General features: G+C 41.2%; 11 protein-coding genes. 3 read left to right on the plus strand and 8 right to left on the minus strand.

The window, feature by feature from the left end; translation table 11 throughout:
- Positions 1-4: 4 nt before the first annotated feature.
- The 7 genes from QUE46_RS06770 to QUE46_RS06800 all read right to left on the minus strand — a co-directional run bounded on the left by QUE46_RS06770 (position 5) and on the right by QUE46_RS06800 (position 8,563).
- Complete coding sequence (locus tag QUE46_RS06770) at positions 5-841, minus strand: peptidoglycan binding protein CsiV (RefSeq protein ID WP_286247032.1); 837 nt, start codon at positions 839-841, stop codon at positions 5-7.
- Positions 841-4,314 (minus strand): transcription-repair coupling factor, encoded by a 3,474-nt coding sequence (gene mfd, locus QUE46_RS06775; RefSeq protein WP_286247034.1) that lies wholly within the window; start codon positions 4,312-4,314, stop codon positions 841-843. Before mfd ends, QUE46_RS06770 begins: the two co-directional genes overlap by 1 nt.
- Before the next feature lie 51 nt (positions 4,315-4,365).
- The gene (locus QUE46_RS06780) at positions 4,366-5,259 is read right to left on the minus strand and encodes a carbon-nitrogen hydrolase (protein WP_286247037.1); all 894 of its coding nucleotides are present in this window, start codon (positions 5,257-5,259) and stop codon (positions 4,366-4,368) included.
- The gene (locus tag QUE46_RS06785) at positions 5,256-6,311 is read right to left on the minus strand and encodes an agmatine/peptidylarginine deiminase (protein ID WP_286247040.1); all 1,056 of its coding nucleotides are present in this window, start codon (positions 6,309-6,311) and stop codon (positions 5,256-5,258) included. The genes QUE46_RS06780 and QUE46_RS06785 overlap by 4 nt, the downstream gene beginning before the upstream one ends.
- A gap of 57 nt (positions 6,312-6,368) precedes the next feature.
- A complete protein-coding gene (locus QUE46_RS06790; protein WP_286247042.1) occupies positions 6,369-6,977 on the minus strand; it encodes a PilZ domain-containing protein in 609 nt (202 codons plus the stop codon).
- Between the two features lie 168 nt (positions 6,978-7,145).
- Complete coding sequence (locus QUE46_RS06795; RefSeq protein ID WP_286247044.1) at positions 7,146-7,913, minus strand: haloacid dehalogenase type II; 768 nt, start codon at positions 7,911-7,913, stop codon at positions 7,146-7,148.
- A complete protein-coding gene (locus QUE46_RS06800; RefSeq protein WP_286247046.1) occupies positions 7,913-8,563 on the minus strand; it encodes a peroxiredoxin-like family protein in 651 nt (216 codons plus the stop codon). Before QUE46_RS06800 ends, QUE46_RS06795 begins: the two co-directional genes overlap by 1 nt.
- A gap of 120 nt (positions 8,564-8,683) precedes the next feature.
- Here QUE46_RS06800 and QUE46_RS06805 point away from each other — a divergent pair, with 120 nt between their 5' ends.
- Positions 8,684-9,571 carry a LysR family transcriptional regulator gene (locus QUE46_RS06805; RefSeq protein ID WP_286247048.1) on the plus strand — a complete coding sequence of 296 codons (888 nt, stop codon included), beginning with the start codon at positions 8,684-8,686 and terminating at the stop codon, positions 9,569-9,571.
- Here the strand turns inward: QUE46_RS06805 and QUE46_RS06810 are convergent.
- Entirely contained in the window at positions 9,551-10,066 is a 516-nt protein-coding gene (locus tag QUE46_RS06810) for a DUF2937 family protein (RefSeq protein WP_286247049.1), read from the minus strand. The genes QUE46_RS06805 and QUE46_RS06810 overlap by 21 nt on opposite strands.
- Positions 10,067-10,185: 119 nt before the next feature.
- On the opposite strand from QUE46_RS06810, the gene QUE46_RS06815 reads away from it, so the two are divergent.
- Positions 10,186-10,761: an RNA polymerase sigma factor gene (locus QUE46_RS06815; protein WP_286247051.1), complete on the plus strand. Its 576-nt coding sequence runs from the start codon at positions 10,186-10,188 to the stop codon at positions 10,759-10,761.
- Entirely contained in the window at positions 10,758-11,834 is a 1,077-nt protein-coding gene (locus QUE46_RS06820; protein WP_286247053.1) for a FecR family protein, read from the plus strand. Before QUE46_RS06815 ends, QUE46_RS06820 begins: the two co-directional genes overlap by 4 nt.
- Position 11,835 lies beyond the last annotated feature (1 nt).

The following is an 11,835-nucleotide window of genomic DNA, read 5'->3' on the forward strand; positions in this document are numbered from 1 at the left end:
TGATTTAGTGTTTATACTTTCGTATTTGTACAATCATGCCCATACGAGGATGATCAAAGTAATGGATTTCACCACTAATTACACGTTTAAATTGTGAAAAGCGGGCTGATTCAATATCCCCATTGGGTAGTTTTTCGTTTACGTCAAAGTCCGCGGTGATGTATAGGTAGTGGCGTAAATGTATTTTAAATAAACCATCTAGTTCCCAATAGCTTAGGGGTTGTTCAGAGGTCTCAAACAGTTGTGGTTTACTTTGAACAAGGCTAATAAAGTCGGGGTTTGCATAATTTGGCGTGGTGTTAACATCGCGCTTTATATGCTCCCCAGAAATTAAGTGTACGCTTGGCGCGCGCGATTTACTTGCCCCTTCAAAACGCCAGCCTGTGTGCAGCAGGGGTGATAAACCTTTGCGGTCAAGCTCTCGGCGTTGAGCGTTAAATTGTAATTGTTCGGGAGCCAGTAGGTAAGGCTCATCCATTGTATCTTGCGGCGGTGCTAATGGCGTTACAGGTAGCTCGTCGTAACTTTGCATAAAGTCGATACTGTTATCACACACACCCGATTGCGGGTTGGCATTAACTAAAGAATCGGTAAAGGTGCGTTTTTGAAAACGACTATCGCCATCTATGCACGCTTGCATTGCTTGCTCTGTGTATAAAGGAGTAAGTAACTCTAAGGTATTTTTAGCCTTAATGGGTTCGTGTTTTAAGCTAAAGTCTTCTTGTAAATAGGGTGCAGGGCGCTGTTTAAATATCAGCACTTCTACTTCAAACCAACGTTCTGCAAGTGCGGTGCTGCTAAATAAGCAACATAGCACGATAAGCGATTTTTTTAGCAACATTAATGGCTAACCTTTTTTTCGAAATCTGCAATCATTGCAGTGACCATTTTTAAGCGTTCACGAGGGTTTACCTCATTAATTGCAAAGCGCAATTTGTTTGCGCCATCCATTTTGTACACATGGGGTGCACTTTGTATCAAGCCTATGATGAAGCTAGGATTAACCTTGGTATTTTGACTAAACTCAAAGTAGCCTCCTTTAGGGTTTGCCTCTATTTTTGTAATGCCTAAATCGCTGGCACGCATTTTTAGTTGCTGCAAACTGAATAGGTTTTTAGTGGCATCAGGTAATAAACCAAATCGGTCTATTAGCTCTACTTGTAATTCGTCCATATCGGCAAGGTTAGCACAACTTGCTATGCGCTTGTACATACCTAAACGCGCATTAACATCATGTATGTAATCATCAGGTAATAAAGCAGGGAGTTTTAAATCAACGTCTGTTTGTTGCTGCAGCAAGTTCTCAAGCGTTGGCTCTTTGCCATTTTTTAGGGCATTAACTGCCTGCTCTAGCATTTCCATATACAAACTAAAGCCAATGGTTTGCATTTGCCCTGATTGATCATCGCCTAATAGCTCACCCGCACCACGTATTTCTAAATCATGTGTTGCAAGAGCAAAACCTGCGCCTAAATCTTCAAGTGACTCAATGGCTTGTAAGCGTTTAGTGGCATCTTTAGAAAGTGCCTTAGCATCACCAGTTAATAGATACGCATACGCTTGATGGTGGCTTCGTCCAACACGGCCGCGTAATTGGTGTAATTGCGCAAGACCAAGTTTATCGGCCCTGTCCATAATAATTGTATTAGCGGTAGGCACATCAATACCAGTTTCAATAATGGTGGTACATACCAATACATTGTATTTTTGATGATAAAAATCAGTCATTATTTGCTCAAGCTCTTGCTCGCGCATTTGCCCATGAGCAGAGGTGACACTCGCCTCAGGCACCCATTCGCTGATCTCTTGTGATACTCGCTCAATTGTCTCAACATTGTTATGCAAAAAGTACACTTGGCCGCCGCGTTTAATTTCACGCAGTATCGCTTCACGTATTAAGTCGCTGTCGCGCTGGCGTACAAAGGTTTTAACTGCCAAACGCTTAGCCGGTGGGGTGGCAATAATAGATAAATCACGCATACCGCTCATCGCCATGTTTAATGTACGCGGAATAGGCGTTGCAGTCAGTGTTAAAATATCTACATCAGCGCGCAATGATTTTATTTTTTCTTTTTGGCGCACGCCAAAGCGATGTTCTTCATCAACAATCAGTAAACCTAAGTCGTTAAACTTAATATCTTGCTGAATTAATTTATGCGTGCCAATAACGATATCTAGCTTACCGTCGGCCATTTTTTCGAGCGTGTCTTTTTGCTCTTTAGTTGAATTAAAACGCGACAACACACCCACTTCAATTGGGAAGTCGGCAAAACGGTCTTTAAAGTTTTCATAGTGTTGCTGAGCAAGTAATGTGGTTGGTACCAGCACAGCGACTTGTTTGTTGTCGTTAACCGCTACAAATGCGGCGCGCATAGCTACTTCTGTTTTACCAAAGCCTACATCGCCACACACTAAACGGTCCATAGCAAGTTTTGATTGCATATCGCCAAGAACGGCTTCAATAGCATTACGCTGATCGTCCGTTTCTTCAAATGGGAAGCTGTCGCTAAATTGGCGATAACTTTGCCCATCGAGTGCAAATTTATTACCTGGTTTTGCTTGGCGCTGTGCGTAAATATCTAATAGCTCTGCGGCCACGTCGCGTACTTTTTCGGCGGCGCGTTTTTTGGCTTTTTCCCAGGCATCTGAGCCAAGTTTGTGAAGCGGGGCGCTTGCTTCTTCACCGCCAGAATAACGGCTTAGCATATGCAGTGCCGATACCGGCACATACAGCTTTGCCTCACCAGCATAGGTGATGGTAACAAACTCAGTGATTACACCTGCTGCGTCAATTGTTTGCAGGCCTTGATAGCGGCCAACACCGTGATCAAGGTGAACAATTGGCTGGCCTTCTTTAAGCTCGGCTAAGTTGCGAATTAGCGCATCTTGGCTTGCTTCGTATTTATGTTTACGGCGCCTACGTTGCGACACCTTAATACCTAACAGCTCTTGCTCGGTAATAATAGAAAGGCTAGGTTTTGTACCCAGTACAACACTTTGCTCAAGCGGGCTTACAATTAAGCCTACATCGCTTTGGCTTTGTGTAAATTGCTGTAAGCTTTCAAATTCTTTAAACTTTAACCCACTTGGCTTAAGTACGCTTAATAAAGACTCGCGGCGACCATCAGACTCAACACTTAATAAAATGCGGCTTTTTTTCTTTTTTTGCTCTGCCACATAGTTAATAAATGCCCCGTAGGGTTCGTGTTGTTTATGATCGATTCTTACTGCGGGAAGCTCGCTCACATTTAAGTTTTTATTACCCGCTTTAGTGGGTAATTTAGCTTGCGATAAACGTATTCGTGCAAACTTACCTAAATTAGAAAACAACTCATTAATAGGTTGATACAACTCGCTCGGCGCCAGCAGTGGGCGCAGCGGATCTACTCTACGGTTTTCGTAGCGTACGTTTACATCGTGCCAAAAGGTATCTGCGGCGTGTTCTAAATCACCTAATTGCATAACCGTAGTGGTGTTTGGCAAGTAATCAAAAATGGTGGCCAGCTTTTCAAAAAACAGCGGCATGTAGTATTCAATACCGGCAGGCCACGTACCTTTGCTTACTTGCATATAAACAGAGTCTTGCTCTGAGCTGGCACCAAATTTATCGCGATAATTTATTCTAAAACGCTCAACGTCTGCTTCGTTGGTTGGAAATTCATGCGCGGGAAGTAACTCAATTTTATCAACTTTTTCATCTGATCGCTGGGTTTCAACGTCAAATAAGCGAATAGAGTCGAGTTCATCATCAAAAAAGTCGAGCCTAAAGGGGTGTACACTGCCCATTGGGTATAAATCAACAATAGAGCCACGTATCGCATATTCGCCGTGTTCCATTACCTGCTGTACGTTTAAATACCCAGCTTGTTCTAAATTACTACGCAAGTTATGGGTGTCGAGCTTATCGCCTACTTCAAAATTAAGGGTAGAGCCATAAATAAACGATGCGGGCGCAGTACGTAACATTAAGGTAGATACAGGCACTATAAGCACGCTTTGTTGCTCGTTTTTTAACGTATTAAGTGTGGCTAAACGGGCTGATATAATATCTTGGTGCGGAGAAAAATGGTCATACGGTAAGGTTTCCCAATCAGGAAATACCATTACCGGGTTATCGGTGAGTAAGTATTCGAGTTCGGTTTCAAGTCGTAATGCGCTTGGCGTATCTGGTGTTACTATAAGCACTAAATCGTTTTGCTGTTTTACACCTTCTGCAATGGCTATACTTAATGCACTGCCAGTTAGCTGCCCCCATTGAATTTTATCTTTTTGAGATTTTACCCAAGGCAAGGCTGCCCATTGCTCAAACGCCATTTAGTGCTCCATTTTTTAGTTGGCGTTTGCTCACAAACGCCATGCAGTTATTTAGTCTCGGTAAATTTTTGTTAAGTCTTGATAGTGATCAACTCTGCGGTCGCGTAAGTACGGCCATATACGTCTTACGTTTTCTGAGGCTTTTTGATCAAGCTCTACTACTAAAATTTGCTCATCGGAATTGTTTGCCTCTGAGAGCATTTCGCCTTGTGGGCCGGCAATAAATGAGTTACCCCAAAATTGTATGCCTTTACTTTGTCCGCTAGGGTCATTTTCGTGGCCTACACGGTTACAGCTAATAACGGGTACGCCGTTGGCAACCGCATGCGCACGTTGGCTTATTACCCACGCGTCTTTTTGGCGTGTTTGCTCTGCGTTATCATCACGTGGATCCCAGCCAATTGCGGTTGGGTAAATTAATATCTCAGCGCCGGCCATAGCCATTAAACGCGCCGCCTCTGGGAACCATTGATCCCAGCATACTAATACACCCAATTTACCTACTGAGGTTTGAATTGGCTCAAAGCCTAAATCGCCTGGGGTAAAGTAAAATTTTTCGTAAAAACCTGGGTCATCAGGAATGTGCATTTTACGGTACTTACCCGCAATGGTGCCGTCTTTTTCAAGTACCACCGCAGTATTGTGATAAAGCCCAGTGGCACGTTTTTCAAATAGTGAAGCCACAATAACGATGCCTAGCTCTTTAGCAAGCTCGCCCAATGTATTTGAGCTTGGGCCGGGAATTGTTTCGGCTAGGTCAAATACATCCACATCTTCTGTTTGGCAAAAATACAGACTACGATGCAGCTCTTGTAAAACCACAAGTTGTGCGCCTTGCTTAGCAGCATCACGAATGCCAGCAATCGACTTAGCCATATTTTGCTCGGCATTATCACTGTTAGTTTGTTGCACTAGGGCAACGGTTAATTTTGCAGGGCTTGTCATTGTGCTGCTCCAGCTAAAAATCCACGAGGTAATTGCATAGTAATGCAATGCAAACTACCAAATTGTTCAATAATAGGTAGGCAATTAACGCCAATAATAGTGTGCGTTGGGTACGCTTTTTGAACTTGCGCTAGTGCTAGTGCGTCATTGTCATCGTTATACGTAGGAACTAAAACCGTATTATTGATAATCAAGTAATTTGCGTACGTTGCCGGTAATCGGGTGTTATCATCATCAAACACCGGTTTTGGCCACGGCAAATCAATTAATGTATATGGGGTATTATTTTGCGTTTTAAAGCTTTGCAGCTGTTTTTCCATCGCATCTAATGCGTTAAAGTGCTCATCTTCTTTCGTATCGCACTTAACATATACAAGTGTATTATTTGGCGCAAAGCGTACCAGTGTGTCAATGTGGCTGTCGGTATCATCACCAGCTAGATAGCCATGATCTACCCATAAAAAGTCAGTTGCGCCTAAATGCGTTTTTAAAATTGACTCAATATCGCCTGATGATAAATCTGGGTTACGATTTTTATTCAGTAAACATTCGCTGGTTGTAAGCAATACACCGTGTTCGTTAATTTCAATACCGCCGCCTTCAAGTACTATATCAAGGGCTTGGTACTCAGTGTTTGAATTACTCAGCTTGTTTACCAGTACTGCGTTAATTTTATTATCGAGGGTACTTTCGAACTTATTACCCCAGCCATTAAAGGTAAAATCGTAAATTTTAAGTTGCCGAGAGTCGTTAATATTTGCACAGGTAATAGGGCCGTGATCGCGCGCCCACGTATCGTTTGTTGGCGTAACAACAAAGTGCACTTTGCTTAAGTTTATATTCGCTTTTGTTAGCAAGGCAGTAATGTGGCTTTTAAGTGCCGTGTTATGAGCAACAATAACAAGTTGTTGCACGGCTGTGATATGCGTTGCAAGCTCAACATAAACAGGCTCTACGCGTTCAAGCGTATCAGCCCAGTCAGTTTGTGCATGGGGCCAGGTTAGCATAACGGCGTCTTGCTCAGCCCATTCAGGTAAAAGTCTAAAGTTCATGAAGTTTTGATACAAATTACGGTGGCGCTAGTTTAGCATTTTACATGCATATGTCAGCTATTTATCGCTGCTTGTATCATCGCCAATTTGTTCAAGTTCTTGGCGTTTTTTTAGCTGGCGTGTTTGTGCGTGCAAGCTGGCTCTTACAACTAATTCTTGGTCTGTGGTTCTTATTGCAGTAAACAGTAATGTGTATTGGTAATGTTCGTTGTCTTGTTTTTCAATGGCAACAACTTCTGTATAGCAGTAAACGGCTGAGGCTTCGTGGTGCAAAAATAGCTTTGTTCTAAATGATTGGCCTATTGTGTATACATCGGGCGAAGTAAAGCGTATGCCGCCTCCACCGTAGCTATCACACTGGATGGCGTTATCTTGAGCTTGCTCTGAGGCTAAAATGTGGCTCATTATTAAATCAATTTTACGAGACTGTGCTTGTAAAAAAGCCGCCAGCTCTTGTGCTAAATCGCCTAAGTTTCTCAGGGGCCTTAAAGATGCCTGTTCAAGCTCACTGACTTCGTTAGCTAGCTTAAATAGAGGAGGTATGTCGTCTTCAAGCGCGAGTTGAGATTGCGGCACTAACTGATTTTCTACAGCAAATAAGTTTACTCGAATACTTTCATTTATTTGAAAGTATTCTTCAAATTCGCTTAATCTTTGACTGTTCATAATTATCTCCACTGCGTATTCATTAAATAGTAGCGTTGTGGGGAGTAAATTGCTAGCAGATAAAAATGCTAAATACTTTGTTTATACGTGGTTTTTAGTAATAAAAAAGCGGCCAACGTCATCCTGACATTGGCCGCTTGGGTATTGATTAATTAGCGCTGGGCGTGCTTATTTAAGTAGAGCGGCTAATTCATGTAAATCTTTCACAACATGGTCTGGTTTTTTAGCCAGTGGGTAAAGTGTTTTACCTGGGCGGGCTATAAAGGTTGTTTGTAAGCCGGCTTCTTTTGCACCTGCTACATCCCAACCGTGCGCCGCGACCATCATTGCTTCATTTGCTTTTACATTTAATTTAGTTAACACCCACTCGTAGGCACGTAAGTCTGGTTTATAAATTTTAATATCTTCAATGCTGTAGCGCTCATCAAAGAACGACATTAATCCAGCGCTCTCAAACTGGGCTTTAACGCCTTTGTTTGAAGAATTTGTCAGACTTACTAACTTATAGCCCTGTGCTTTGAGTTTTGCCAGTCCTTCTTTCACATCTTTATGAGGTGGCAGGGTTAAAAGCGGGGTAACAATGGCTGTTTTTGCTTGTTCGCTGGTTATATCAATATTGTTATTCTTAGCGACCATAAGTAACGAAGCAACCCCTATTTGACCAAAATCATGGTAATTGCCACTTACAGTATCAACGAGTGAATGATGCAACATGGTCGAGAACCACAGTGGTAATAAATCTTCACGCCCACCCAGCGCTTTACCAATAGAAGTGCGCATTGAGGTTAAATCAAGGAGTGTTTCGTTTACATCAAAAATAAGTACTTTAGGTTTTACCTGTGTAGGTTTTTCATCAGCTTGTGCTAAACCAGAAACTACACTGCTACCTATAAGTAGTGATAGGGTAAGTGTTTTTAACGATTTTAAAATAGACATTATTTGTGCTCCGATTCAAGGGCGGCCATTACATCTGCAGGCTCTGCGCGTAGGGTGTAGTCTTCGTTTAAAAAGGCATAAGTAATTATGCCCTGTTGATTTATTACATACGTAGCTGGTAAAGGTAATTTATAGCTTTTATCGCCGTAATATTTTTCAAAATCAATACCAAATTGCGTATAAAGTGCTTGAATACGCTCATCTAGTGTAAACAGTAAGCCAAATTGATCAGCCACTTTATTACTTACATCCGAGAGTACATCAAATTCAAGAGCATTTTTTTGCGCAGTAGAAAGTGTTTCGTCAGGTAGTTGTGGCGATATAGCAATGAGCTGAGCACTTTGTGTTTTAAATTGTGGCAAGTAGTTATTTAGTGCTTTTAGCTCTAAGTTACAATATGGGCACCACCCGCCGCGGTAAAAACTAATAATTACTGGGCCTTTATTTAGTAAGTCAGTAAGCTCAATAGTTTCGCCGTTATGGTTACTTAAATTAAAGTTATTTACTTTAGCGCCTACTTGTAAGGCGTTATTTTTAATGTGCTGAGCAATAAGCTCTTCATTCGTTTTGTCCATTAAGGCTAAAACATCAGCCGGTAATTTGGCTTCTTTTTGCACATTATATGCATCAATCTGCGCTTTTAAACTCATTGATAAATCCCGAATATAACTTTACGACGATTATGAGTGTTCTAGTTATTTAAATATATATTGCAAAAGTGAAAGCTTCATTCGAAAATATTAAACATTAAAAATTATTTAACCTACTGTATGTATAATTTAAGTGATCTAGAAACATTTATTGCCGTGGTAGAAAATAAAGGGGTACTTGCTGCTGCGCGTGAGCAACGATTATCGCCTGCTACAGTTAGCCACAGATTAAGCAAGTTAGAGCGCGAGCTCTCCACCGTATTAGTGTTTAGAGATAGCCGGCGAGTAAGGTTATCGCCTGCCGGAGAGCTATTTTATCAACGCGTAGGGGCAATTATAGAAGCGCTGCACGATGCAGAGCATAGCATTGGCGCACGAAGCTCATCGGTCAGCGGGTTATTACGTGTGACAATGCCACCGTGGGTTTTTTCAAAGTATGTTATGCCAAAACTGACCGAGTTTGAAAGCCAATACCCAGAACTAAAACTCGACTTTTTAATTACCGATCATTTTGTCAATGTGGTTGATGATGCACAAGATGTGGCAATTAGAGTAGGGCAATTAACCGACTCTGGCCTACTTTCTCGTAAGATTGTAAATAACTCTCGTATTTTATGTGCTGCGCCAAGTTATATAAAAAAGCATGGTATGCCTAGTACACTAAGCGAACTGAGCGCGCACTACTGGGTGTGTTTGCCCTGGCAAAGGCAGTTAAAGCTGTATGATGAAAATAAAAAAATACACACGTTTAACGCTAAAACGCGCTTTACTATTTCCAATTCCGATAACATGACGCAAGCTGCGATTGCAGGGCATGGCATAGCCATTAAATCCAAAATAGCCATAAACGATGAACTAAATGCGGGTAATTTAGTAGAGGTTATGCCCAATGTAATGGCACAAAGCGACGCACCCGTGTGGTTTTTACGCCCTCAAAATAGCTTAACAACCCGTAAAACCGAGGTGTTTTATGAGTTTATGAAGTCTTTATTTGCCAGTTATGAATAAGCGGGTATACCCGCGCTTAATAATGAACAAGGTTACAAAGCCAATAAACTCAGCAAAAATTGCAATAATAATGGCGCAAACAAGCGCTGCTATTATGGAGTCCTTTTTTAACACTATTTGCCCTTCAAAGCGTTGCCATACTTGCTTTTTAATGGTGAGAAAATCACTGGTTAAAGTAAATATATAGGGTGATTGGTTAAACTTATTAACTGCCGCTTGTAAGGATTGCTGCCGATTTTTTAGGGTGCTAATGTGATCAGCGCCTTTACCAATAATAGCATCGCCACTGTTTTCATAGTGTGTAATTAGCTTGTTTAAATCGTTATTAAAGTAGTTTTGAGCATCTTTTTGAAACGGGGCTAATGCGGTATTCGCTTCAATTAAATGTGCCTGCAAAGCGTGGCCGTAATCGCTGACTAATGCGGGTATTTGTACCCCTAATAGTAAACCAGCTGCAAAAAAGCTGAGCCTTATATAATCTAATAATTTACTCATTTGAACTCCTGTTTACTCAAAACCTACCTAAACAACGGCAAATTAACATTTGCGCTTGTTTTTATGCCAAAAACTCGTAATCTATCGGTAATAAAAACAACAATAGGCCTATGTTAAGGATGACTACCAAAGTAAATATGACATCAACGTTTGTTGATATCACTAAGCAGTTAAAACGCTTTGTGTCGCGTATTGTACAGCCCGATGACGTAGAAGACATTGTGCAAGAAACCTTTATTAAAAGCTACGAAGCTGATTTAAAACAAGATATTCAGTTTAGGCGCAGCTACATGCTTAAAACAGCAAAACACTTAGCGCTTAATCATATAGCCAAGTGGGATAACAAGTTTAGTGACTCGTTAGAGCACGATGCAGAATTACCCCCGCTGCTTAAATCCTCACAGCTTGAGGATGAATACACTTCAAAAGAGCGTTTTTTACTTTTTTGTAGAGCAACGGATCAACTAAATTCTTCTACCCGTAAATGTTTTATATTTAAAAAAGTTTACGGTATGAGCCAAAAAGAAATCGCCCAACACATGCAATTAAGCGAAAGCACAGTAGAAAAACACATTGCCAAAGGTTTATTACAAACCATGTTATACATGAAAGAACATGAACAAAATCATAATCAATCTTCGGCAAAAAATTCTGCCTGTAATCCGGCTCTATCCATTGAGAGGGCGGCAAAATGAGTAATGTTCATCAATTTACCTCAAAAGATTTAATTTTAGAAAAAGCCTGCCAGTGGATCAGCGCAATTGACAGAGGCTTAAGCGAAAATGAAAAAGAGCAATTTAAGCTGTGGATGATGCAAAGTACCGCCCATCAAGATGCCATATACGAACTTGCGCAACTGTGGGATGAATTGGCCGTACTGAACGAATTAAGCAGTTTGTTTCCACATAAAAATACTAAACCGCAGAAAAAACATTGGGCGTTTTCAAGTGCTATTGCCGCAAGCTTATTTGCAGCATTAATGGTGTGTAGTTACTTATTAATTAACCTAGAAAACGGCTACAACGAAGAGCTGGCTAAAATAAATTACACCAAAATTTATACTACCAAGGTGGGCGAGCAAGCCACGTATGTGCTACCAGACGGCACTATTGTGCAATTAAACACCAATAGCCTGTTAGAGGTAGCTTACAGTAAAGGTCGCCGACAGCTGTTGCTTAGCAAAGGTGAAGGGCGTTTTAATGTAGCAAAAGATCCATCGCGTCCATTTAGTGTAATGGCTGGCGATAAAAGCTTTACCGCCTTGGGCACTGTATTTAATGTGCAGCGTAATACTTCCTCTGATTTAGAGCTGGTAGTAACTGAAGGCAAAGTGATGATCACCGACCCAAGTGTTGCAGTCAGTGCTAACGATTTTAAAGACTACCAATTGGCTGACAATAACGCTAAAAAAATACGAAATATTAATGCTAATATTGTTATCTCAGGCGAAAAAGCAATTATAGAACAAAGTATTACCAAGCCTATTACGCAGCTTTCAGTGGATGACGTACAGCGTGATTTAGCATGGCAAAATGGCATGTTAATTTTTAATGGTGAGCATTTAAGTGATGCGTTAAATGAAGTGAGCCGCTACACCTCTACACGTTTTGAGCTTTCAAGTGCTGGGCTTGCCAACATAAAAGTGGCAGGTGTGTTTAAAGCAGGTGACGTTGAAGGGCTGCTTGAGAGTCTACAAACTAATTTTGCAATTGAGCATAAGCGTTTAGGTGAACATATTGTAAGCCTAACACAGCAAACTAAATCATAAG

This window comes from Pseudoalteromonas sp. MM1, assembly GCF_030296835.1.
Taxonomy (GTDB): domain Bacteria; phylum Pseudomonadota; class Gammaproteobacteria; order Enterobacterales; family Alteromonadaceae; genus Pseudoalteromonas.

Bases quoted from the DNA above. Each gene is read 5' to 3' on its own strand.
- QUE46_RS06790 (WP_286247042.1), bottom strand. From the start codon at position 6,977: ATGAACAGTCAAAGATTAAGCGAATTTGAAGAATACTTTCAAATAAAT.
- QUE46_RS06785 (WP_286247040.1), bottom strand. From the start codon at position 6,311: ATGAACTTTAGACTTTTACCTGAATGGGCTGAGCAAGACGCCGTTATG.
- QUE46_RS06810 (WP_286247049.1), bottom strand. From the start codon at position 10,066: ATGAGTAAATTATTAGATTATATAAGGCTCAGCTTTTTTGCAGCTGGT.
- QUE46_RS06820 (WP_286247053.1), top strand. From the start codon at position 10,758: ATGAGTAATGTTCATCAATTTACCTCAAAAGATTTAATTTTAGAAAAA.
- QUE46_RS06770 (WP_286247032.1), bottom strand. From the start codon at position 841: ATGTTGCTAAAAAAATCGCTTATCGTGCTATGTTGCTTATTTAGCAGC.
- QUE46_RS06780 (WP_286247037.1), bottom strand. From the start codon at position 5,259: ATGACAAGCCCTGCAAAATTAACCGTTGCCCTAGTGCAACAAACTAAC.
- QUE46_RS06795 (WP_286247044.1), bottom strand. From the start codon at position 7,913: ATGTCTATTTTAAAATCGTTAAAAACACTTACCCTATCACTACTTATA.
- mfd (WP_286247034.1), bottom strand. From the start codon at position 4,314: ATGGCGTTTGAGCAATGGGCAGCCTTGCCTTGGGTAAAATCTCAAAAA.
- QUE46_RS06800 (WP_286247046.1), bottom strand. From the start codon at position 8,563: ATGAGTTTAAAAGCGCAGATTGATGCATATAATGTGCAAAAAGAAGCC.
- QUE46_RS06815 (WP_286247051.1), top strand. From the start codon at position 10,186: ATGACTACCAAAGTAAATATGACATCAACGTTTGTTGATATCACTAAG.
- QUE46_RS06805 (WP_286247048.1), top strand. From the start codon at position 8,684: ATGTATAATTTAAGTGATCTAGAAACATTTATTGCCGTGGTAGAAAAT.